Below are 22,646 nucleotides of genomic sequence, written 5' to 3' on the forward strand. Positions count from 1 at the left end.
CGCGCCCGCGGCCCGCGCCCGTCAGTCGGACGCGGGGCGCAGCGCCTTCACCTCGGCGTCGGAGGGCAGGACCGAGAGCCCGTCGACATATTTCGGATCGAGCATCACCCCACCGCCATCCTTCACCCCGAGCGTCCCGACGAAGGCGCCCATGGTCGCCTGGTGGTCGCTGGCGCGGTAGGTGAAGGGCCCGAACGGGCCGACCACCTCGAGCCCCTCGAACGCCTCCACCAGCTTCTCGGGATCGGTACTGCCGGCCTTGGCGATGCCGGCCGCCAGCGACTTGATGGTGGCGTAGCCGACCACCGAGCCGAGGCGGGGATAGTCGTCATAGGCCTTGCGATAGGCGTCGAGGAATGCCTTGTGGGCGGGAATGTCGATGGCGTACCAGGGATAGCCCGTCACCACCCAGCCGGCGGGCGCCTCGCCCTTCAGCGGGTCGAGATATTCCGGCTCGCCCGACAGAAGGCTGACCACGAACGCGTCCTTCAGCGCACCGCGATTGTCGATCTCGCGCACGAAGCGGGCGAGGTCCGGGCCGAACAGCACGTTGAAGACGGCGTCGGGCCTGGCGTCGGCGATCGCCTGCACCACCGGCCCGGCATCGAGCTTGCCGAGCGGGGTCGCCTGCTCGGCGACGAATTCGACGTCGGGCTGGGCCTGCTTCAGCAGCTTCTTGAAGGTCTCGGCGGCGGACTGGCCGTATTCGTAGTTCGGGTAGACCAGCGCCCAGCGCTTGCGCTTGGCGGCCACCGCCTCCGGCATCAGCATCGCCACCTGCATGTAGGTGGAGGCGCGCAGGCGGAAGGTGTAGCGGTTGCCGTCGGACCAGGTGATCTTGTCGGTCAGCGGCTCGGCGGCGAGGAAGAACACCTTGCGCTTGCCCGCATAGCCCGCCACGGCGAGCCCGACATGGGAGAGGAAGGTGCCGGCGAGCACGTCCACCCGCTCGCGCGTGACCAGCTCCTCCGCCACCCGCACCGCGTCGCCCGGATTGCCGCCGTCGTCGCGCGAGATCAGCTCGAGCGGCCGGCCATCTATGCCGCCGGCGGCGTTGATCTCGTCGACGGCGAGCTGCATGCCCTGGCGGTAGGGGCCGAGGAAGGCCGGCTGGGACTTGTAGCTGTTCAGTTCGCCGATGCGGATCGGATCGGCCGCCTGGGACGGCCGCGCGGCCCCCATCGCGGCCAGCATCAGCACGACCCCCGCGAACACGGTGCGCAGAGGGTAAGGATGGCGCATGGCTCTTCCCCGACTGGTGGGCTCAGACCGCACCAAGGTATCGCGCGGCGCCGGCCCGTCCACCCCGGAACGCCGGCCGGCGGCACGAAATCGGCGGCAAGAGGTGCGGCAAGAGATTACGGCCCGATCTCCACCTCGGGCTCGGCGACCTGCGCCGGCCCGCGCGAGGCGATGAGCGCGCCGCCGACGATGAGCGCCGCGCCCAGCAGCGTGCTCGGCGCCGGCACCTCGCCGAAGACGGCGAGGCCGATGCCGGCGGCCCACACGAAGGCGGTGTATTCCAGCACGCCGAGCCGGCTGGCGTCGGCCCGGCCATAGGCCCAGGCCATGCACAGGTGCCCGGCCGTGCCGAGCAAGCCGATGGCGGCGAACAGGATAAGCTCCGGCCCGGCCGGCCGGGTCCAGTGGATCAGCCCGGCCGGAGCCAGCAGCAGGCCGGCGAACACGTTCTGCAGCAGCACGATGGTGGGCAGCGGGTCGCGCGCCGCCCTCGTCTTCAGCGTGACCATGGCCATCGCATAGGTGACCGCGGCGATCAGCGCCGCCACCACGCCGAACAGGTTGCCGCCCGCCCCGCCCCGGCCGAGTTGGTCCGACAGCACCACCAGCACGCCGACGAAGCCGAGCCCCAGCGCGACGAAGATCGAGCGCCCCGGCCGCTCGCCCAGCACGACCGCGGCGAACAGCGCGATGAAGATCGGCGAGGTGAAGGACAGCGCCAGCGCGACCGCCAGCGGCAGCGCGGCGAGCGCGTAGAAGAAGGCGAGCGCCGTGGTGGCGACAATCACCGAACGCCAGGCGTGCGGGCGCAGCGTCGCCATGTCCGGCCAGGCGGTGCGCGAGGCGCGGAACACCGCGAACGCCACGACCGCCCCCACCAGGTAGCGCAACGCCGCGACCTGCGTCACGTCGTGGCTGGCGGCGGCGTATTTCACCAGCCCGTCCATGATCGACAGCAGGCCGATGCCCGCCACCGCCATCAGGGCCGGCGCGACGGATGAGCGGGACATGGCCTAGCCTTCGGGAGAAGCGGGGGAGCGGGAGGTCAGGGCGAGGCTATAAGGGTATTCCCAGGTCGCGGAAAGGTCCCCGAGCGCACGCGCCCCGGGCAGGCGCACGAAGCCGCAGCTCTCGTAGAAACGGTGAGCGTCGGCGAAGCGCGTATCCGTCCACAGGTGAATCAGCGGCGCGGCGCGCTCTTCGGCCAGCGCTCGCGCCCATGCATAGAGCGCGCGTGCAACGCCGCGACGACGGGCGGACCGCGCCACATAGACCTTGGTGATCTCCATCGCCCCGTCGGCGAGGCCCTCATCGCGGCTCGGCGCGATGGCGAGCGAGCCAAGCACCGTGCCCGCTGCTTCCGCCACCCAGATCGCGCCGTCGCGGGCGGCGAAGTGGCTGGCGATGGCGTCGAGCTCGGGAAATTCCGCCGCCCGGTCGAAGACGCAGCCCTCATATTCGGCGAAGGCCTCGGCGATCAGCGCGGCGATGGCGTCGCCGTCGCCATCATCGCTGGCCGGCCGCACGATCAGGTCGTTCACGGGCGCACTCTCCGCCCCGCAGGGCGCGAAAAAACCGGCGCGGGGTCGTCAATATTCCAAGTTGTGGCGTGCGCGGACTATGTTCGGCCCCTCATCTCGCGTAAAGCTGAATCATTGTGGGCGCGTGCGAATCTCACCAGTGACGGGCGCGCGTCCGGCCCTCGAATGTCCGTGCGGCATCCTTCCGTCCCGGAGTGCTCGATGAAGTCTCATTCCCGCTTCCTGCATCTCGCCGCGATTGGCGCGGCCGCTTCCCTGGCTGCCGCCTGCGCGCCGTCCACCACGGCGCCGCCGGTCGCCACGCCGGCGACGCCGCAATTCATCTCGCCGATCACGCCGCAGCAGGTGGAAGGCAAATGGGGGCTCGCCGCCTATCATCGTCCGGACGATGCGGTGCGCACCGAGAAGCAGGCCCGCGAAGGCTGCCGCCAGCCCTACGTCATCAATGCCGGCCCCTCCGGCGGCTTCATGATGTACCTCGCCGACGAATCGCAGCCCTCGGAAGTGGTGTCGAAGCAGACCCCACCCGGCCCGACCTATATCGGCCTGCCGGACGAGCCCCCGGGCGCGCAGACCGACCGTGAGGTGGTGCGCTTCGACAGCAATGTGATGGTACTCAAATGGGTCGACCCGGAAGTCGCCGGGCGCTACGGCACCATGGTCTATGTGCGCTGCCCGTGAGGCGGCGCCCCGGCTCCCGGGCACGGAGCGGCGGTAGCTTATAACCCTTCGTTAACCATGGTTCGGGAAAACTGTGGTCAACGAAACGACATCAGGTTGCCGCCGCCATGCGTGATTCGCGCCGCGCAGGAACTGACATCGGGCTCCCGTGCCCCGCAGTGGTCGGGATCGCCGGCGGAGCGCTGATGGCGCTCTTCGCCTTCGCCGCGCCGGCGGCGGCCCAGAGCGGCATGTACGGCTTCGAATCCTCCTACCGGCTGTTCTCCGGCAACGGCTCCCCGCGCGGCGGCTCGCATGGCTGGCAGCCCGGCGCGCCGAGCGTCTATCCGCCCGGGCAGGTCTACCGGGCGCCTCCCCGCGGCCATGGCGGCCCCGGCTATGGCGCCGGCACGCTCGCCGTGGGCTCGGCCTACGGCTCGGGCGGCGGGGTCTACGGCACCGTCCCGCGGGGCAACACCACGTCCGGCTTCGTGCCGCCCGGCAATGTCCCGGGCGCGGCCAACGCGGGCGGCGGATCGAGCTATGACGCGCGCCGCACGGCCCCGCAGATGGCGGCCGCCACGCCCGACTATGACGATGACTATTACGACGAGGACGGCCCGGCGCTGCCGGTGCGCCGCGAGGTCAGCGGCGGGCAGGGCGTCGATCCCAAGTTCAACCGCCATGTGGTGAGCTATTCCAGCGCCGACCCGCCGGGCACCATCATCGTCGATACCGGGGCGCGCTTCCTCTACCTCATCGAGCCCGGCGGCAAGGCGCTGCGCTACGGCATCGGTGTCGGCCGCGAGGGCTTCGCCTGGAGCGGCACGCAGCGCATCTCCAGCAAGCGCGAATGGCCGGACTGGCGCCCGCCGGCGGAAATGGTCGCCCGGCGTCCCGACCTGCCGGACATGATGCCCGGCGGGCCGGACAACCCGCTCGGCGCCCGCGCGCTCTATCTCGGCAACACGCTCTACCGTATCCACGGCTCCAACGAGCCCGGCACGATCGGCCAGGCGGTGTCCTCGGGCTGCATCCGCATGCGCAATGACGACGTGATCGACCTCTACAACCGCGTGCAGGTCGGCACGCTGGTGCGCGTCATCTGACACCCCCATGCGGCACTGCGGGGCGCGGCTTGGATGCGCGCGCCCTCTCCGCTATGGTCCGCCGCGTTTTCGGTTCAACGGCGGAGCGACGAGGCAGATGGCTGCGGGCACGGAAGCGGCAGGCACGGACTCCGCAGGTGGCAACGCGCTGGGCGCGGACGCCGCCGGCATGAACGCTGCGAGTGCCGCCGACACTCATTTCGGCTTCCGCACGGTGCCGCTGGGCGAGAAGCAGCGGATGGTGGACGAGGTGTTCCATTCGGTCGCCCGCCGCTACGACCTCATGAACGACCTGATGTCGATGGGCCTGCACCGGGTCTGGAAGGACCTGCTGGTCTCGCGCATCCGCCCGCCCAGGAGCGCCCGGCCGTTCGCGCTGCTGGACGTGGCGGGCGGCACCGGCGACGTCTCGTTCCGCACGGTCGAGGCCGGCGGGGCCGGCACCCGCGCCACCGTCGCCGACATCAATGGCGGCATGCTCGCCGTCGGGCGCGAGCGCGCCGCCGGGCTCGGCCTTGCCGACCGCGTCGAGTTCGTCGAGGCCAATGCCGAGGAACTGCCCTTTCCCGACCGCTCCTTCGACGCCACCTCCATCGCCTTCGGCATCCGCAACGTGCCGCGCATGGACAAGGCGCTGGCCGAAATGCGCCGGGTGCTGAAGCCGGGCGGGCGCTGCTTCGTGCTGGAATTCTCGCGCGTCGACGTGCCGGTCCTCGACGCGATCTACGACACCTATTCGTTCAAGCTCATCCCCGGCATGGGCCGGATGGTGACGGGCGACGCCGAATCCTACCAGTACCTCGTCGAATCGATCCGCCGCTTTCCCCCGCCGGAGGCGTTCGCGGAGATGATGCGTGCCGCCGGGCTCAAGCGCGTGGACTACACGCCGCTGACCGGGGGTATCGTCGCCCTGCATTCCGGCGTGCGGATCTAGCGGCGTGGCCACACCCCTCGGCGATTTCCTGCGTCTTGCCCGGGCGGGCTTCGTGCTCGCGCGGGAGGGCGTCGTCTCGCGCATCGATCCGGCCATGCTGCCGCCGGGCTCGGAGCCGCTGTTCGCGGTGGCGAAGCTGATCGAGCGGCGCGGGCCGGCCTCCAGCGCCGCGCGCCTCGGCGCCGCCATCTCCCGGCTCGGCCCGTCCTACGTCAAGCTCGGCCAGTTCCTCGCCACGCGCCCGGACGTGGTCGGCGCGCAGCTCGCGCGCGACCTCGAGACGCTGCAGGACCGCATGCCGCCCTTCCCGCAGGAAGTGGCGGAACAGACCATCGTCCGCAATTTCGACCAGCCGGCGAGCGTCGTCTATCAGCGGCTCGGCCCGCCGCTGGCGGCCGCCTCCATCGCCCAGGTGCACCAGGGCGAGGTGAGCGATCCCGACGGCACGGTGCGAAAGGTGGCGGTGAAGGTGCTGCGCCCGGACGTGCAGCGCCGCTTCCGCATCGACCTCTCCTCCTTCTACCGCGCCGCCCGCCTCGGCGAGCGCGCCTCGCCCGAGGGCCAGAGGCTGCGGCTGGTCGCCATCGTCGACACGCTGGCCCGCTCGGTGGCGATGGAGATGGACCTCCGGCTGGAGGCGGCCGCGCTCTCGGAGCTCGCCCAGAACACGCAGGCCGAGCCCGATTTCCGCGTGCCCTCGGTGGACTGGGACCGCACCGGCCGCGAGGTGCTCACCACCGAGTGGATCGACGGCATCAAGCTGAACGACCTCGAGGGGCTGCGCGCCGCCGGCCACGACCTGCCGGCGATCGGGCGCATCGTCATGCAGTCCTTCCTGCGGCACGCGCTGCGCGACGGCTTCTTCCATGCCGACATGCACCCGGGCAACCTGTTCGTCGACGCCGACGGCCGGCTGGTCGCTGTCGATTGCGGCATCATGGGCCGGCTCGGGCTGAAGGAGCGGCGCTTCCTCGCCGAGATCCTCTACGGCTTCATCACGCGCAACTGGAAGCGCACCGCCGAGGTGCATTTCGAAGCCGGCTACGTGCCCGCGCATCATTCGGTGGAGGACTTCGCGCAGGCGATCCGCGCCATCGGCGAGCCGATCTATTCGCGCCGCGCCGACCAGATCTCGATGGCGAAGCTTCTCACCTTGCTGTTCGAGGTCACCGCCCTGTTCGACATGAAGACGCGGCCCGAACTGCTGCTGCTGCAGAAGACCATGGTGGTGGTGGAGGGCGTCGCCCGCTCGCTCGACCCGCAGCTCGACATGTGGAAGACCTCCGAGCCAGTGGTGCGGAACTGGATCGAGCGCAATCTCGGCCCGGTCGGGCGGATCGAGGAGGTCGCCCACGGCGTCAGCGCGATCGGCCGCTCGCTGCAGTCGCTGCCGGACCTCATCGCCCAGGGCCAGCGCATCGCCGACCAGCTCGATGCCGCGACGCGGCACGGGCTCACCCTCGCGCCGGAAACCACGGAGGCGATCGGGCGCGCCGAGGGGCGCGGCAATCGCTGGATGAGCATCGCACTCTGGGTCATCGTGGTACTGCTCGCGTTCAACCTGCTGACGTGACGGCGCCGGCGGCGGCATCGACGCTGCCAGGGCGCGGAAGATGGAAGGACCATGCTCGCGGACAAGCGCATCCTGCTCATCATCGGCGGCGGCATCGCCGCCTATAAGAGCCTCGACCTGATCCGCCGGCTGAAGGAACGCGGCGCGGGCGTGCGCGTGGTCATGACCGCGGCGGCGCAGCACTTCGTCACCCCGCTTGCCGCCGGCGCGCTCGCCCATGACCGGGTGTTCACCGAGCTGTTCGACCGCGAGGACGAGCAGGATGTCGGCCATATCCGGCTCTCGCGCGAGGCGGACCTCGTCATCGTCGCGCCGGCCACCGCCGACCTGATGGCGAAGATGGTGCACGGCCTCGCCGACGACCTCGCTTCCGCCGTGCTGCTCGCCAGCGACAAGAGGGTGCTCGTCGCCCCGGCGATGAACCCGCTGATGTGGGCCCATGCCGCCACCCGGCGCAACGTCGCCCGGCTCGTCGCCGATGGCATCGCCTTCGTCGGGCCGAATGCCGGCGCCATGGCCGAGCGCGGCGAGGAGGGCGCCGGGCGCATGGCCGAGCCGCTCGAGATCGTCGCCGCGGCCGAGCAGGCGCTCGCGCCCGCCGGCCCGCTCGCCGGGCGGCACGTGCTCATCACCTCCGGCCCGACCCACGAGCCGATCGACCCGGTGCGCTACATCGCCAACCGGTCCTCCGGCAAGCAGGGCCACGCCATCGCCGCCGCCGCCGCGCGGGCGGGCGCGCAGGTCACGCTCGTCTCCGGCCCGGTGAACCTGCCCGACCCGCAGGGCGTGGCGGTGCGCCATGTCGAGACCGCGCGCGAGATGCTGGCGGCGGTGGAGGCGGCGCTGCCGGCGGACGCCGCCATCTTCGCCGCCGCGGTGGCCGACTGGCGCACCGCGAGCGAGGCGGACGAGAAGATGAAGAAGGACGGCAAGGCGATCCCCGCGCTGGCGCTGGCCGAGAATCCCGACATCCTCGCCACGGTGGCGCATCTGTCGAACCGCCGGCCGCGCCTCGTCGTCGGCTTCGCGGCGGAGACGCAGGACGTGGTCGCTTATGCGCAGGCGAAACGCGCGCGCAAGGGCTGCGACTGGATCGTCGCCAATGACGTGTCGCGCCGCAGCGGCATCGAGGGCGGGGTGATGGGCGGCGATGAGAACGCGGTCCACCTCATCACCGCCGAGGGCGTCGAGCACTGGCCGCGCGCCTCCAAGGCCGACGTCGCCGGCCGGCTCGTGGCGCGGGTCGCCGCCGCGCTCGGGCCGATGGAGGCCGCCTCGTGAGCGTTCCCGTTCCCGTCACCGTCCTGCCCCACGCCGCCGGCCTGCCGCTGCCCGCCTACGCCACCGACGGCGCGGCCGGGCTCGACCTTCTCGCCGCCCTGCCGGCAGAGGAGCCGCTGGTGCTCGCCCCGCGCGCCCGCGCCGCCGTGCCGACCGGGCTGTGCCTCGCGCTGCCGGAGGGCTACGAGGCGCAGATCCGGCCGCGCTCGGGCCTCGCGCTGAAGCAGGGGCTCACCGTCCTCAACGCGCCCGGCACGGTCGATTCCGACTATCGCGGCGAGGTGAAGGTGCTGCTGGTCAATCTCGGCGAGGCGCCGGTGATCCTGGAGCGCGGCCAGCGCATCGCGCAGATGGTGGTGGCGCCGGTGACGCGCATTCAGCTCATCGAGGCCGGGGGATTAACCGAAACAACACGCGGCAGCGGTGGATTCGGTTCAACGGGGCTCGACGGCGGGACAATATCACGTTAGCGAGAGGCCATGCCGCGCTTATCCGACAAAAGCCTGCTCGCCATCGCCGCCGTGGTCGACGTCGCGCTTCACGCGCGCGGCGCGCCGGTGGCCGCGAAGGCGCTGGCGGCCCGTCACCAGCTTCCCCCGCGCCATCTCGAGCCGGTGCTGCAGTCGCTCGTGCATGCGGGCGTGCTGAAGGGCGTGCGCGGCCCGCGCGGCGGCTATGAGCTCGCGCGCGAGCGCCGGCGCATCACCGTGGCCGAAGTGGTGCGGGTGGTCGAGGCCGAGGCGGGCGAGGCCATGGCCGCGTTCCCGCCGATCGTCATCGACATCGTGCAGCCCGCCGTGGCGGAGGCGGAGCGCGCCTTCGAGAACGCGCTCGACGAGATCACGATCGAGACTCTGTGCCGCGCCGCCGCGCAGAACACGCTGCGCCGGGGATTGCCCGAAGGTATCGATTTCACCATATAATTTTGTATATTATGTCGTTCCTCGACATTATTTCGTGAATATGGTAGCACCGGGCCGATCTCGATGCGCCGGACGTGCGCCCGGGGCGCAGAGCCGCCTCGGCATCGAGCCCTGAGGAGGCACCCATGGCCGAAGCCACCCTGCACCAGCCCCCCGTTGCCGCGAAGCCCGGCCGGGGCCGCGTCTACAGCTCGATCACCGAAACCGTCGGCGACACCCCGCTGGTCGAGGTGAAGCGGCTTCCCGCCGAGCGCGGGATCAAGGCCCGCATCCTCGCCAAGCTCGAATTCTTCAACCCGCTCTCCAGCGTCAAGGACCGCATCGGCGTGTCCATGATCGACGCGCTGGAGGAGGCTGGCCTCATCAAGCCCGGTACGGTGCTGGTCGAGCCGACCTCGGGCAATACCGGCATCGCGCTCGCCTTCGTCGCCGCCGCCCGCGGCTACCGGCTGATCCTGGTGATGCCGGAATCGATGTCGGTGGAACGGCGCAAGATGCTAGCCCTGCTCGGCGCCGAGCTGGTGCTGACCCCGGCCGCCCAGGGCATGCGCGGCGCGGTCGCCAAGGCCGAGGAACTGGTCGCCGAGCTGCCCGACGCCATCATTCCCCAGCAGTTCCGCAACCCGGCCAACCCGGCCGTCCACCGCCGCACCACGGCGGAGGAGATCTGGAACGACACCGACGGCGCGGTGGATATCGTCGTCTCCGGCATCGGCACCGGCGGCACCATCACCGGCATCGGCCAGGTGCTGAAGCCGCGCAAGCCGGGCCTCACCATGGTCGCGGTCGAGCCGGAGGACAGCCCGGTCCTGTCCGGCGGCCAGCCCGGCCCGCACAAGATCCAGGGCATCGGCGCCGGTTTCGTGCCGGACGTGCTCGACCGCTCGGTGATCGACGAGGTGGTGACGGTCGGCAACCAGACCGCCTTCGAAACCGCCCGCGCCGTCGCCCGGCTCGACGGCATCCCGGTGGGCATCTCCTCCGGGGCCGCGCTGGCGGCGGCGCTGGAGGTCGGCGCCCGGCCGGAGAACGAGGGCAAGACGATCGTCGTCATCATCCCCTCCTTCGCCGAACGGTACCTGTCGACCGCTCTTTTCGAAGGTCTGTGACTCCTCGCCGGCTCTTCGACGCCGGTGCCCTTCTAGCGGGACTCCCGCTCCGGTAAAGTTCGGGTGATTCGGACCGCGCCGTGCGCGCGGCCGGCCGGGGCGAAACGTCGGCAAGGGGGGACAGGCGCGGATGGCGCAGCCGGCCGGCAGCGGCGCAGCCATTGAGGTGGCGGGAGGAAACCGGACGTCCGGCCCCCGCACCCGGCGTCGTCGCTCGGCATCCGCCCTTTCCCTCGTTACCTCGACCCTGAGCGCCGCCACGCTGTGGGCGGCAGGCCTCTCGGGCGCGGCCGCACAGACCGCCACCGCCCCATCGGCCGGTCACTCCCTGTTCGCCCCGCTCGCCGCGCTCGGGCCGGACGTGCTGATCGGCCTCGCGCTGGTTCTGGGCCTCATCGCCTTCGCCACCACCACCGCCATCGTCCATGTGCGCTTCCGCCGCCAGGCGCTGGAGCGCGAGACCTTCGCCTTCGGGGAGATCTCGCGGCTCGAGGCGCAGATCGAGGAGGCGCGCGCGCTGCTGCTCGCCGAGCCGCAGATCGTCGTGGTCTGGCGCGACCCGGCGGCGGAGCCGGAAATCATCGGCAACACGCCCGCCTTCACCGGCGTCGCCGCGCCCGGCCGCATCCTCGCCTTCGGCGCCTGGCTGGCGCCCTCCTCGGCGCGCGAGATCGAGAGCGCGATCGACCTGCTGCGCCGGCGCGGCGCGCCCTTCGCCACCACCCTCGCCACCCAGGACGACCGCCATGTCGAGGCGGACGGGCGCCCGGTCGGCTCGGCGGTGATCCTGCGGCTGCGCGACATCACCGGTGTGCGGCTCGACTATGCCCGCCTGCACGAGGGCTATCGCGCGCTCGACGCGGAAAGCTCGGCCGTGCGTGCCCTGCTCGACGCGCTGGCCGTCCCGGCCTGGGTCGGCGACGCGGCCGGCCGGCTGCTCTGGGCCAACCGCGCCTATGCCCATGCGGTCGAGGCCCGCGACGGAGCGGACGCGGTGGCGCGCGACCTCGCCCTGCTCGACAAGACCGGCCGCGACCAGGCCGCCCAGGCCCGCTCCGAGGGCAAGCCCTTCGCCGCCCGCCTGCCGGTGGTGGTCGCCGGGTCGCGCCGCGTGCTCGACGTGCAGGAGGTGAGCACCACTGAGGGCACCGCCGGCATCGCACTCGACGCCACCGAGGCCGAGGCGGTGCGGGTCGAGCTCGCCCACGTCATCGGCGCGCACCGGCGCACGCTCGACCAGCTCGCCACAGCGGTCGCCATCTTCGGCGCCGACCAGCGGCTGGTGTTCCACAACGCCGCCTATGCCAGCCTGTTCGAGCTCGACCCCGCCTTCCTCGACGAGCGCCCGACCGACACCGCCACGCTCGATCGCCTGCGCGCCGCCCGGCGCCTGCCCGAGCAGGCCGATTTCCGCGTCTGGCGCGACGAGCTCCACGCCGCCTACCGCTCGCTGGAGCCGCGCGAGCACTGGTGGCACCTGCCCGGCGGGCGCACGCTGCGCGTGGTCACCGCCCCCAATCCCGAAGGCGGCGTGACCTATCTGTTCGACGAGGTCACCGAGCGGCTGGCGCTGGAGAGCCGCTTCAACTCGCTCACCCGCATCCAGAGCGAGACGCTGGACGCGCTCGCCGAGGCGGTCGCGGTGTTCGGCAGCGACGGGCGGCTCGGGCTCAGCAATTCCGCCTTCGCGCGGATGTGGAAGCTGGAGCCGGCCGTGCTGAAGCGCCAGCCGCATATCGACCTCGTCGCCGAGGCCTGCGACCCGCTCACCGCCGACAGCGTGGTGTGGACGCGCCTGCGCGCCGCCGTCACCGGCATCGAGGCACGCGTGCCGACCGAGTTCCGGCTGGAGCGCACCGACGGCAGCGTGTTCGACGGCTCCACCCAGCCGCTGCCGGACGGCGGCACGCTGGTGACGCTGCGCGACGTGACCGACAGCGTCCATGTCGAGCGCGCGCTGGTGGACCGCAACGAGGCGCTGGTCGCCGCCGACCACCTGAAGAGCAGCTTCGTCAGCCACGTCTCCTACGAGCTGCGCTCGCCGCTCACCACCATCATCGGCTTCGCCCAGCTTCTCGACGACGTCGCCATCGGCCCGCTCAACACCAAGCAGCGGGCCTATGTGACGCACATCACCGAATCCAGCGCGGCGCTGCTCGCCATCATCAACGACATCCTCGACCTCGCCACCATCGACGCCGGCACGGTGGCGCTGGAGCTCGGCGACGTCGACGTGCGCACCGCCATGCAGGCGGCCGCCGAGGGCGTGCGCGACCGCCTCGCCGAGGGCGGGCTAAGGCTCGCCATCGAGCCCGGCAATGCCGCCGGCACCTTCCGCGCCGATGCCAAGCGCGTGCGCCAGATCCTCTACAACCTGCTCTCCAACGCCGTCGGCTTCGCGCCGGAAGGCTCCACAGTCACGCTCTCGGCCGAGCGCCGCGACGGCGAGGTGATGTTCCGCGTGCGCGACCTCGGCCCCGGCATCCCGCCCGAGATCGGCGAGCGCGTATTCGACCGCTTCGAGAGCCACACCGCCGGCTCGCGCCATCGCGGCGTCGGCCTCGGCCTGTCGATCGTGCGCGCGCTGATGGCGCTGCACGGCGGCAGCGTCGCCATCGCCCCCGCGCCCGGCGGGGGAACGCTCGTCACCTGCATCTTTCCGGCCGCCGGGGCGGGCCGGGCAGCGGCGGAGTAGTCACGATGGTCGAGCCCCGCACCTATCAGGGACAGCCGGCCACCGCCCATTGGGACGTCGTCCTTCCGGACGAGAAGGCCACCGGCCGCCTCGCCATGGACCTCGCCGCCATGCTGCAGCCCGGCGACCTGGTGCTGCTGAGCGGCGACCTCGGGGCAGGCAAGTCCACCCTGGCGCGGGCGCTGCTGCGCGAACTGGCCGAGGACCCCGAGCTCGAGGTGCCGAGCCCGACCTTCACCCTGATGCAGGGCTATGACCTGCCCCGCCACCGGGTGGTACACGCCGATTTCTACCGGCTGGGCGACGCGCTCGAACTCGACGAGCTCGGCTGGGACGAGCAGACCGATGGCGCCATCGCGCTGGTCGAGTGGCCCGAGCGCGCCGGGGCGGCGCTGCAGGTGCCGGACCGGCTGGAGGTGCGCATGGCGCTGGTGCCGGACGCGCCGCCGACGCTGCGCCGGGTGCGGCTGCTGGGCCATGGCCGGCTCGCCGGCGCGCTGCAGCGCATGCGGGCGATCCGCTCGCTGATCGACCAGTCGGGCTTCGGCCCGGCCCAGCGGCGCCACCTGCAGGGCGATGCCTCCACCCGCAGCTATGAGCGCCTGACCGGCGGCAAGCGCGACGCGGTGCTGATGAACGCGCCGCGCCGGCCAGACGGACCGCCGGTGCGGGGCGGCCGGCCCTACAGCGCCATCGCCCATCTCGCCGAGGACGTGAAGCCGTTCGTCGCCATGGCGCGGGCGCTGAAGGCGCGGGGATTTTCCGCACCCGCCCTTTACGCCGCCGACCTCGATGCCGGGCTGCTCATCATCGAGGACCTCGGCGACGAGGGCGTGGTCGCCGGCACGCCGCCCTCGCCGCTGACCGAGCGCTACGAGCTGGCCGCCGACGTGCTCGCGGCGCTGCACGGGCTCGACCTGCCGGCGACGCTGACCGTGGCGCCGGAGATCGAGCACCGCCTGCCGGCCTACGACATCGAGGCGCTGCTGATCGAGGTCGAGCTGATGCTCGACTGGTACCTGCCGCATCTCGGCACGCGCCCGCCCTCGGACGCCGCGCGTGGCGAGTTCCGGCGGCTCTGGAGCGCCGCCCTGGCGCCGTCGGTGGCGCAGCGCCCGGTCTGGGTGCTGCGCGACTACCATTCGCCGAACCTGATGTGGCTGCCCGAGCGCGACGGCCTCGCCCGGCTCGGCCTGCTCGACTTCCAGGACGCGGTGATGGGCCCGCCCGCCTACGACCTCGCCTCGCTGGCGCAGGACGCGCGCGTCGACGTCTCCGAGGAGCTGGAGCTCACCCTGCTCGGGCGCTACGTGAAGGCGCGCCGCCATGGCGACCCCGGCTTCGACATGCGCGGCTTCGCGGCGTCCTATGCGGTGATGGCCGCGCAGCGCGCGACCAAGATCCTCGGCATCTTCGCCCGGCTCGACCGGCGCGACGGCAAGCCCGGCTATCTCCGCCACCTGCCGCGCATCTGGAGCTATCTCCAGCGCGACCTCGCCTTCACCGACCTCGCCGCGCTGAAGGACTGGTACGATTCCTACGTCCCCGCGCCGGAGGGCTCGGCCTGGCCGCGCCCGGTGCCGCCACCGGCGGGCGTCCCGGCTGCCGCTCCCCGCGGCGACGAAACGGCATTGGCCGAGGCGAATGCGACGGCAAAATCGGATATATCCGCCGGGCACCCTTCCGAATCGTCGAGCGCTCCGACCCGTTCATGACCTCCATCCGCTCCGCCATGGTACTCGCGGCCGGCCTCGGCACGCGCATGCGTCCGCTGACCGACCGCATGCCCAAGCCGATGGTCGAGGTCAGCGGCCGGCCGCTGATCGACCACGTGCTCGACAGACTCGCGGATGCGGGCGTCGAGACCGCGGTGGTCAATCTCCACCATTACGCCGACATGCTGGAGCGCCATCTGGCGGGGCGCACGCAGCCCCGCATCGTCTTCTCCGACGAGCGCGGCGAGCTGCTCGAGACCGGCGGCGGCATCCGCCGGGCGCTGCCGCTGCTGGGCGAGGCCCCCTTCTTCTCGATCAACGCCGACACCATATGGATTGAGGGGATCTGCCCGAACCTGTCGAACCTCGCCGCCGGCTTCGACCCGGAGCGGATGGATGCGCGGCTGCTGCTGGCCGCCACCTCCTCCTCGATCGGCTATGACGGGCGGGGCGATTTCCTCATGACCAGCGAGGGACGGCTGGAGCCGCGCGCCGAGCGCGAGATCGCTCCCTTCGTCTATGCTGGCGCCGCCGTGCTCTCGCCCCGCCTGTTCGAGGGCGCACCGGAGGGCGCGTTCTCGCTGGTCCGGCTGTTCACCCGTGCCGCCGCGGCCGGGCGGCTGTTCGGCCTGCGCATGGAAGGGCTATGGATGCATGTCGGCACTGTCGATGCCATCAGTGAAGCCGAGGCGACGATACAGCGCTCGAAGGACTGACCGGCGCCTCACGGGCCGGTCCTGCCGCGCGCGACCTCCGGGCGCGCCGGCATGAACGCTGATATGAGCGGCGACCTGCGCCGTGCGGAGCCGCGCCTCTTCACCATTCCCGCCTCGGTGCCGTTCCTCGACACGCTGGCCGACGCGCTGCTCGACGGCCGGCTGATCGAGGGCTTCGCGCCGCGCGCCGACCCGTTCGCGCTCGCCTCCGCCACCGTGTTCCTACCAACCCGCCGCGCCGGCCGGCTGTTCGCCGAGGCCCTGCGCCAGCGCGCGCCCTCGGGCGTCGCGCTGCTGCCGCGCATCGTGCCGGTCGGCGACGTGGACGAGGACGCGCTCGCCTTCGCCGACAGCTTCGTCGATCCGCCCGACGCGGTGCCGGCGATGACCCGCCGGCTGGCGCTCGCCCATCTCATCGGCAGATGGCGGGCGCTGCTGCGCGCCGGCGACGGCCGGCTGGCAGTGGCGAGCGGGCCGGGCGCGGAGATCGCGCTCGCCGACGCGCTCGCCCACCTTATCGACGAGATGGCGGCCCAGCAGGTGCCGTGGGAGCGGCTCGACCGGCTGGTGCCGGGAGAGCACGACCTCTACTGGGACATGGCGCTCGACTTCCTCACCATCGCCCGCGCCTTCTGGCCGGCCCGGCTCGCCGAGCTGAACCGCGTCGACGGCGCGGTCCGGCGCGACCGGCTGATCGCCGCCGAGGCCGCGCGTCTGGCGGCGGGGCAGGCGAACGGCCCGGTGATCGCCGCCGGCTCGACCGGCTCCATGCCCGCCACCGCGCGGCTGCTCGGCGTGGTGGTGCGGCTGCCGCAGGGCTGCGTTGTGCTGCCCGGCCTCGACCCGGTGCTGGACGAGGCCTCCTGGGCCTCGCTGACCGACGAGGCCTCGCCCGCGCCGAGCCATCCCCAATACGGCCTCGCCCTGCTGATGCGCCAGCAGATGGGCGTCGGGCGCGAGGCCGTGGTCGCCCTCGCGCCGCCCGCCCCGCACGGGCGCGAGGCGCTGCTGTCGGAGGCGCTGCGCCCGGTCGATTCCACCGATGCCTGGGCCAGTCTCGGCGAGCGGCTGCCGGCCGAGGCGATCGAGGCCGCGCTGGCCGGTGTCGCCGTGATCGAGGCGGACGACGCCCGCGAGGAGGCGCTGTCGATCGCGGTCGCGCTGCGCGAGACGCTGCTCGCGCCCGAAGGCACCGCCGCGCTCATCACCCCGGACCGCGACCTCGCCCGCCGCGTCGCCGCCGAGTTGCTGCGCTTCGGCGTGAGGATCGACGATTCCGCCGGCGAGCCGCTGTCCGAGAGCGCCCCCGGCCGGTTCGCCCGCCTCGTCGCCGATGTCTGCGCCGAAGCGCTGGCGCCGGTGCCGCTGGTGGCGCTGCTGCGCCACGGCCTCGCGCGCTTCGGGCTGGCGCGCGAGACGCTCGGCGCGGCGGCGGACGCGCTGGAGCTGATGGTGCTGCGTGGCCCGCGGCCCGCTCCCGGGGCGCAGGGGCTGGTCGACGCCGTCGCCGCCTTCGACCCGGCACTCCACTATCGCAGCGACCCGCGCGCGAGCATCGACGAGGCGACCCGCGCCCGCGCCGCCGACCTCGCCGCCCGCATCGCCGCGGCGCTCTCCCCGCTGCTGGCGCTGGCGAAAGGCGAGCACCCCTTCGCCGACCTCGCCGCCGCCCATGGCGAGGCCATCATGGCGAGCTGGCGCGCGGGGGAAGAACCGGAGGAAGAGGCCGGCGACGAGGCGGAGGAGATCGCCCGCGCCGAGCTCGCGCGGGTGTTCGCGGAAATGGGCGAGGCCGCTTCCGAGGCCGGCGCCATGACGCTCGCCCATTACGCCGCCGCCCTGCCGCTGCTGCTCGCCGACCGCCCGGTGCGCCCGCCGATCGAGCCCGAGGCGCGGCTGCGCATCCTCGGGCCGCTTGAGGCGCGCCTGGTGGCGGTCGACCGCGTCGTTCTGGCCGGGCTGGTCGAGGAGACCTGGCCCGCCTCGGTGCGGACCGACCCGTGGCTGAGCCGGCCGATGCGCGCCGCGCTGGGGCTGGAGGCACCCGAGCGCCGGATCGGCCTTTCCGCCCACGACTTCGCGCAGGGGTGCGGCGCCCGCGAGCTGGTGCTGTCGCGCCCGCGCAAGCTCGGCGGCGCGCCGACCGTGCCCTCGCGTTTTCTCCAGCGCCTCGCCGCCGTCAGCGGGCCGGCGCGCTGGCAGGCGGCGCTGGCACGCGGCGACCGTTTCCGCCGTCTCGCAGAGCTGATCGACGCCGATCCGCCCGCCCCGCGCCTCACCCGCCCCGCGCCGCAGCCGAAGGTCGAGCTGCGCCCGACGCAGCTCAGCGTCACCGAGATCGAGGCGTGGCTGCGCGATCCCTACACGATCTATGCGCGCCACGTGCTCAGGCTGCGCCCGCTCGACCCGCTCGACCAGGAGCCGAACGCCGCCGAGCGCGGCACCGCGATCCACGAGGCGCTCGGCCGCTTCGCCCGCGCCTTCCCGCGCGAGCTGCCGGACGATGCCGAGGCCCGGCTCGCCGCCTTCGGCCGGGAAGCCTTCGCCTCGCTCGAGACCTTCCCGGCCGAGCATGCGCTGTGGTGGGCGCGCTTCGAGCGCCTCGTCGGGCGCTACATCGCCTGGGAGCGCACGCGCCGACCGACGCTGGCGCGCGTCCATGCCGAGACCGGCGGCGCCATGGTGCTGGCAGGCGGGCGGTTCCGCCTCACCGGCAAGGCCGACCGCATCGAGGAGCTGCGCGCGGGTGGCCTCGCCATCGTCGACTTCAAGACCGGCGGCGTGCCGAGCCCGAAGCAGGTGAAGTCCGGCCTCTCGCCCCAGCTCCCGCTGGAGGCCGCCATGGCGGCGGCGGGCGGGTTCCGCGACGTCGCCGCCGAGGAGGCGGCGGCGCTGGTCTACGTGCATCTGGGCACGCGCGAGCTGAAGGAGGGCTCGGCCGTTGTGAAGGAGACCACCGCCGCCGAGCTGGCGAAGGAGGCGCGCGAGCAGCTCGAGAAACTGGTGCTGACCTTCGAGAACCCCTCACGCGGCTATGTCTCGCTGCACAGCCCGATGTTCCGCGGCCGCTATGGCGATTACGACCACCTCGCGCGCATCCGCGAATGGTCGACCGGACCGGAGGGCGAAGCGTGAGCACCCTTCCCGACAGCGCTGCCCTGCGCGCGGCGACCGAGCTGCAGTCCCGCGCCTCGGACCCCGCCATCTCGGCCTGGGTGTCGGCCAATGCCGGCTCGGGCAAGACCCATGTGCTGGCGCGGCGGGTGATCCGGCTGCTGATGCGCGGCGTCGCGCCCAGCCGCATCCTGTGCCTCACCTATACCAAGGCGGCGGCGGCCAACATGGCCAACCGCGTGCTCGGCGAGCTGCGAAGCTGGGTGACGCTCGACGATGCCGCGCTCGACGCGGCGATCATGGCGGCGGATGGCGGCGCCCCGGGCCCCGCGCGCCGCGCCCGCGCGCGCCGCCTGTTCGCGCTGGCTCTGGAAACGCCGGGCGGCCTCAAGATCCAGACCATCCACGCCTTCTGCGGCGCGCTGCTGCACGCCTTCCCGTTCGAGGCGGGAGTGCCGGCCGGCTTCGGCGAGCTGGAGGACGCGACCCGCATGGAACTGCTGGCCCGGGTGCGGGCCGAGGTGGTGCTGGAAGCCGCCGGCCGGCCGGAAAGCGCGCTCGGGCAGGCGCTGGCGCTGATTGCCGGCGAGGCCTCGGACGAGGGCATCGGCCAGATGCTCGCCGACCTCGTCGACGATCCCGGCGCGCTGGAGGCGAGCGAGGCCGACCTCGCCGCCGCCGTCGGCCTCGAGCGCCCGCTCGCCTCGCGCGAGATCGAGCGGCGCATCGTCGACGAGGCGACGATCGCCCGCGGCGCCTGGATCGGGCTCGGCGAGGCGCTGGTGATCGAGGGCGGCAACTGTGCCCGGCGCGGCCATGCCCTGCTCGCCGCCGCCCGCGCGCCGGAGGACAGCGTCGCCGACACCTATGCCGGCGTGTTTCTGAAGGAGGATGGCAGCGCCTATGCCGACATGCAGTTCGGCAAGGCGGAGATCCGCGAGCGCTATCCCCAGCTCCTCGCCGAGCGCGACCGGCTGGCCCCGCTCGGCGCGATGCTCGCCGCCGCGCGCGCCTTCGAGCGCAGCCGCGCCGCGCTGCTGCTCGGGCGCGAGGCGGCGCGGCGCTATACCGGCGCCAAGGCGGCGCGCGGCGTGCTCGACTTCGCCGACCTGATCGACGCGGCGCGCCGCCTGCTCGGCTCGGGCGCCTCGGCCTGGGTGCACTACAAGCTCGACCAGGGCATCGACCACGTGCTGCTCGACGAGGCGCAGGACACCAGCCCCGAGCAGTGGGAGGTGATCCGCCCGCTGGTGGCCGAGTTCTTCGCCGGCGCCGGCGCGCGCGACGTGCCACCCGACCCGGCGCGCAGCCTGTTCGTGGTCGGCGACGAGAAGCAGTCGATCTTCTCCTTCCAGGGCGCCGATCCGCGCCGCTTCGACGAGGTGCGCCGGGAGCTCGCGGGGCTGGCGGCGCCGGGGCGCTTCGAGCATGTGAAGCTGCGCCACTCCTTCCGCTCCGCGCCGGGCATACTGGACGCGGTCGACGCCGTGTTCACCGCGCCGGAGGTCCATCACGGCCTCTCGGCCGAGAATGTGCGCCCGGTGCACGAGCCGATCCGCGGCGCGCTGCCCGCGCTGGTCGAGATCTGGGATACCGAACAGCCGGAGCCGCGCGCCGGCGAGGATGGCTGGCAGCGTCCGCTCGACGCCCCGCCGACCGACGACCCGAAAGGACGGCTGGCGGCGAAGATCGCCGCCCATATCGCGGCCCGGATCGGGCAGGGCTTCCCGCTGACCGGCCGCGAGGGCACGCGCCCCGCCCGCCCGGGCGACTTCCTCATCCTGGTGCGCCGGCGCGACGGGCTGTTCGAGGCGATCATCTGCGAGCTGAAGCGGGCCGGGGTCGCGGTCGCCGGCGCCGACCGGCTGGTGGTGGCCGAGCACATCGCCGTGCTCGACCTGATGGCGCTCGCCGACGCGCTGCTCATGCGCGAGGACGAGCTGGCGCTGGCAAGCGCGCTCAAGAGCCCGCTGTTCGGCTTCGACGATCACGACCTGATGGAGCTCGCGCCGGGCCGCACCGGCCTGCTGGAGGACGCGCTCCGGGCGCGCGCGGACGAGAAGCCGAAATGGCGCGCGGCGGTCGAGCGGCTCGACCGGCTGCGCCCCGAGGCGATGCGCCTTCGCCCCTTCGACTTCCTCGCCCGGGTGCTCGGACGCGAGCGCGGGCGCGCCGCCATGCTGGCGCGGCTCGGGCCGGAGGCGGCCGACGCGCTCGACGAGGTGCTGGCGCTGGCGCGCGCCTATGAGAACATCGAGCCCGCCTCGCTGCCCGGTTTCCTCGCCTTCCTGCGGCGCGGCGAGGCGCAGGCCAAGCGCGACATGGAGGACGGGCGCGACCAGGTGCGGGTGATGACGGTGCATGGCGCCAAGGGGCTGGAGGCGCCCTATGTCATCCTCGCCGACACCACCAGCGGCCCCTCGACGCGGCGCCCTTCCGGCCTGCTGCGCTTCGAGCGGAACGGGCGCCGGCTCGCGCTCCATCTGCGCGCCAAGACGCTCGACACCCCCGCCATGGCCGAGCACCGCCAGCGGGCCGACGAGGCGACGAAGGACGAATATCGCCGCCTGCTCTATGTCGCGCTCACCCGGGCCGAGAGCGCGCTGGTGCTGTGCGGGGCGGACGGGCTGAAATCCCGGCCGGAGGATTGCTGGTACGCGCTGGTGCGCGGCGCCCTCGAGGCCGAAGCGGTCGGGCGCGCCGCCACCGGCTTCGACGGCACGGTGCTGCACTGGCGCCCGCGCGCCGCCGACGAGCCGGCCGCCGCGGGCGCGCTCCCGGCACCGGCGCTGGCGACCGACGACGCCGAGCGCCGCCTCGCCGACGCCCTGATGCGGCCGGTGGCGGGCCCGCCGCGCACGCAGCCTCTGCGTCCCTCCGCGCCGGCGCTGCCGGTCGCGGGGTCGGAGACGGGCGGGAGAGCGGGCGAGGAGGCGGGCCGGCGGCGGGGCGAGCTTATTCACCGGCTGCTGGCCGCGCTCGGCCCGATACCGCCGGCGCAGCGGGCGGAGGCCGGCCGGCGCTTCCTCGCGGCCGCGTCGGCGATGACGGAGGCCGAGCGCGAGGCGCTGCTCGGCGAGGCGCTCGGCGTGCTCGCGCTGCCGGAGCTCGCGGCGCTGTTCGCCCTCGAGGGGCGCGCGGAGGTGCCGCTCGTCGGAACGCTCGACGACGGCACGCCGGTGTCGGGGCGAATCGATCGCCTGCGCCTCGACGGCGGGCGGGTGGTGATCGCCGATTTCAAGACCGACCGGCAGGTGCCGCGGCAGCCGGCGGCGATCCCGCCAGCGCAGCTGCGCCAGCTCGGGCTCTATGTGCGTCTGCTCGGAAAGCTCTTTCCCGACAAGGAGATCGCAGCCCTGCTGGTCTATACCGCCGCCCCGCTGGTGCTCCGGCCGGACGCCGCCCTGCTGGAACGAGCGGTGGAGAGCGTCACGTCGGCGTGACGGTGCCTTGACGCGGCCGGGGCCGCCTTCCTACCTTCTGCTCAACTTCTGCTGAATTCTCAGGAATGTGAGGTGTCGCCATGGGCGTCGAAAAGGTGTCGGACCAGAGCTTCGAGTCCGACGTGATCAAGTCCTCCGGTCCGGTACTGGTCGATTTCTGGGCGGAATGGTGCGGCCCGTGCCGCATGGTCGCCCCGGTGCTCGACGAGGTCGCCGGCGAGCTGGGCGACAAGCTGAAGATCGTGAAGCTCAACGTGGACGAGAATCCCGCCACGGCTTCCAAGTACGGCATCATGTCGATCCCGACGCTGCTCCTGTTCAAGGACGGCCAGCTTGCCTCGCGGCAGGTTGGTGCAGCGCCGAAGGCAAAGATGCTGCAGTGGATCAGCAGCTCGATCTGAATACGCAGGACTGCTCAGCAGTCGGACGTTCGGACCTAGAGGAACCCCGGAGCTAACGCTCCGGGGTTTTTCTTTTTTCAAGCATCTGCACCGTTTTCCGGCACCGGACGCCAGCAATCACGGTGGGGATGGTGCAGTGCCGTGCAACCCGTTCGTTGTCGTGCAAGCGAGTTGCGGCGGGGGCGGTATT

17 protein-coding genes are annotated in these 22,646 nt (G+C 72.7%); 14 read left to right on the top strand and 3 right to left on the bottom strand.

Features of this window, described 5'->3' with window-relative positions; translation table 11 throughout:
• Nucleotides 1-21: 21 nt before the first annotated feature.
• The 3 genes from NVS89_RS07065 to NVS89_RS07075 form a co-directional block, all read right to left on the bottom strand.
• Nucleotides 22-1,242, bottom strand: a complete 1,221-nt coding sequence (locus NVS89_RS07065; protein WP_374114533.1) for an ABC transporter substrate-binding protein — start codon at nt 1,240-1,242, stop codon at nt 22-24.
• A gap of 116 nt (nt 1,243-1,358) precedes the next feature.
• Nucleotides 1,359-2,252 carry a DMT family transporter gene (locus NVS89_RS07070; protein ID WP_258731894.1) on the bottom strand — a complete coding sequence of 298 codons (894 nt, stop codon included), beginning with the start codon at nt 2,250-2,252 and terminating at the stop codon, nt 1,359-1,361.
• Nucleotides 2,253-2,255: 3 nt separating this feature from the next.
• Nucleotides 2,256-2,783, bottom strand: coding sequence for a GNAT family N-acetyltransferase (locus tag NVS89_RS07075; protein WP_258731895.1), 528 nt, complete (start codon nt 2,781-2,783; stop codon nt 2,256-2,258).
• Between the two features lie 201 nt (nt 2,784-2,984).
• Between NVS89_RS07075 and NVS89_RS07080 the strand changes: the two genes are divergently transcribed.
• The 14 genes from NVS89_RS07080 to trxA all read left to right on the top strand — a co-directional run bounded on the left by NVS89_RS07080 (nt 2,985) and on the right by trxA (nt 22,456).
• Entirely contained in the window at nt 2,985-3,464 is a 480-nt protein-coding gene (locus tag NVS89_RS07080) for a hypothetical protein (RefSeq protein WP_258731896.1), read from the top strand.
• A 185-nt stretch (nt 3,465-3,649) separates the two neighbouring features.
• Nucleotides 3,650-4,552, top strand: a complete 903-nt coding sequence (locus NVS89_RS07085; protein WP_258731897.1) for a L,D-transpeptidase — start codon at nt 3,650-3,652, stop codon at nt 4,550-4,552.
• Nucleotides 4,553-4,721: 169 nt separating this feature from the next.
• Nucleotides 4,722-5,486 carry a bifunctional demethylmenaquinone methyltransferase/2-methoxy-6-polyprenyl-1,4-benzoquinol methylase UbiE gene (ubiE, locus tag NVS89_RS07090; protein WP_258731898.1) on the top strand — a complete coding sequence of 255 codons (765 nt, stop codon included), beginning with the start codon at nt 4,722-4,724 and terminating at the stop codon, nt 5,484-5,486.
• Between the two features lie 4 nt (nt 5,487-5,490).
• On the top strand, nt 5,491-7,059 hold the full coding sequence (gene ubiB, locus NVS89_RS07095) for a 2-polyprenylphenol 6-hydroxylase (RefSeq protein WP_258731899.1): 1,569 nt from the start codon (nt 5,491-5,493) through the stop codon (nt 7,057-7,059).
• Nucleotides 7,060-7,110: 51 nt separating this feature from the next.
• The gene (gene coaBC, locus NVS89_RS07100; RefSeq protein WP_258731900.1) at nt 7,111-8,340 is read left to right on the top strand and encodes a bifunctional phosphopantothenoylcysteine decarboxylase/phosphopantothenate--cysteine ligase CoaBC; all 1,230 of its coding nucleotides are present in this window, start codon (nt 7,111-7,113) and stop codon (nt 8,338-8,340) included.
• Nucleotides 8,337-8,810 carry a dUTP diphosphatase gene (dut, locus tag NVS89_RS07105; protein WP_258731901.1) on the top strand — a complete coding sequence of 158 codons (474 nt, stop codon included), beginning with the start codon at nt 8,337-8,339 and terminating at the stop codon, nt 8,808-8,810. The genes coaBC and dut overlap by 4 nt, the downstream gene beginning before the upstream one ends.
• Before the next feature lie 9 nt (nt 8,811-8,819).
• A complete protein-coding gene (locus NVS89_RS07110) occupies nt 8,820-9,263 on the top strand; it encodes an RrF2 family transcriptional regulator (RefSeq protein ID WP_258731902.1) in 444 nt (147 codons plus the stop codon).
• A gap of 125 nt (nt 9,264-9,388) precedes the next feature.
• Nucleotides 9,389-10,372, top strand: coding sequence for a cysteine synthase A (cysK, locus tag NVS89_RS07115; RefSeq protein ID WP_258731903.1), 984 nt, complete (start codon nt 9,389-9,391; stop codon nt 10,370-10,372).
• Nucleotides 10,373-10,502: 130 nt separating this feature from the next.
• Nucleotides 10,503-13,067: a sensor histidine kinase gene (locus NVS89_RS07120; protein WP_258731904.1), complete on the top strand. Its 2,565-nt coding sequence runs from the start codon at nt 10,503-10,505 to the stop codon at nt 13,065-13,067.
• Nucleotides 13,068-13,072: 5 nt separating this feature from the next.
• Entirely contained in the window at nt 13,073-14,782 is a 1,710-nt protein-coding gene (tsaE, locus tag NVS89_RS07125) for a tRNA (adenosine(37)-N6)-threonylcarbamoyltransferase complex ATPase subunit type 1 TsaE (protein ID WP_258731905.1), read from the top strand.
• The gene (locus tag NVS89_RS07130) at nt 14,779-15,498 is read left to right on the top strand and encodes a nucleotidyltransferase family protein (protein WP_258731906.1); all 720 of its coding nucleotides are present in this window, start codon (nt 14,779-14,781) and stop codon (nt 15,496-15,498) included. The genes tsaE and NVS89_RS07130 overlap by 4 nt, the downstream gene beginning before the upstream one ends.
• 51 nt (nt 15,499-15,549) lie before the next feature.
• On the top strand, nt 15,550-18,633 hold the full coding sequence (gene addB, locus NVS89_RS07135) for a double-strand break repair protein AddB (RefSeq protein ID WP_258731907.1): 3,084 nt from the start codon (nt 15,550-15,552) through the stop codon (nt 18,631-18,633).
• Complete coding sequence (gene addA / locus NVS89_RS07140; protein WP_258731908.1) at nt 18,630-22,055, top strand: double-strand break repair helicase AddA; 3,426 nt, start codon at nt 18,630-18,632, stop codon at nt 22,053-22,055. Before addB ends, addA begins: the two co-directional genes overlap by 4 nt.
• Nucleotides 22,056-22,135: 80 nt before the next feature.
• Nucleotides 22,136-22,456, top strand: a complete 321-nt coding sequence (gene trxA / locus NVS89_RS07145; protein ID WP_258731909.1) for a thioredoxin — start codon at nt 22,136-22,138, stop codon at nt 22,454-22,456.
• Nucleotides 22,457-22,646: the final 190 nt, after the last annotated feature.

It is taken from the genome of Ancylobacter mangrovi, assembly GCF_024752355.1.
GTDB classification, from domain to species: Bacteria; Pseudomonadota; Alphaproteobacteria; order Rhizobiales; family Xanthobacteraceae; genus Ancylobacter; species Ancylobacter mangrovi.

Bases quoted from the DNA above. Each gene is read 5' to 3' on its own strand.
- NVS89_RS07110 (WP_258731902.1), top strand. From the start codon at position 8,820: ATGCCGCGCTTATCCGACAAAAGCCTGCTCGCCATCGCCGCCGTGGTC.
- tsaE (WP_258731905.1), top strand. From the start codon at position 13,073: ATGGTCGAGCCCCGCACCTATCAGGGACAGCCGGCCACCGCCCATTGG.
- cysK (WP_258731903.1), top strand. From the start codon at position 9,389: ATGGCCGAAGCCACCCTGCACCAGCCCCCCGTTGCCGCGAAGCCCGGC.
- NVS89_RS07070 (WP_258731894.1), bottom strand. From the start codon at position 2,252: ATGTCCCGCTCATCCGTCGCGCCGGCCCTGATGGCGGTGGCGGGCATC.
- trxA (WP_258731909.1), top strand. From the start codon at position 22,136: ATGGGCGTCGAAAAGGTGTCGGACCAGAGCTTCGAGTCCGACGTGATC.
- ubiE (WP_258731898.1), top strand. From the start codon at position 4,722: ATGAACGCTGCGAGTGCCGCCGACACTCATTTCGGCTTCCGCACGGTG.
- NVS89_RS07080 (WP_258731896.1), top strand. From the start codon at position 2,985: ATGAAGTCTCATTCCCGCTTCCTGCATCTCGCCGCGATTGGCGCGGCC.
- coaBC (WP_258731900.1), top strand. From the start codon at position 7,111: ATGCTCGCGGACAAGCGCATCCTGCTCATCATCGGCGGCGGCATCGCC.
- NVS89_RS07130 (WP_258731906.1), top strand. From the start codon at position 14,779: ATGACCTCCATCCGCTCCGCCATGGTACTCGCGGCCGGCCTCGGCACG.
- NVS89_RS07065 (WP_374114533.1), bottom strand. From the start codon at position 1,242: ATGCGCCATCCTTACCCTCTGCGCACCGTGTTCGCGGGGGTCGTGCTG.
- NVS89_RS07085 (WP_258731897.1), top strand. From the start codon at position 3,650: ATGGCGCTCTTCGCCTTCGCCGCGCCGGCGGCGGCCCAGAGCGGCATG.
- NVS89_RS07120 (WP_258731904.1), top strand. From the start codon at position 10,503: ATGGCGCAGCCGGCCGGCAGCGGCGCAGCCATTGAGGTGGCGGGAGGA.
- addB (WP_258731907.1), top strand. From the start codon at position 15,550: ATGAACGCTGATATGAGCGGCGACCTGCGCCGTGCGGAGCCGCGCCTC.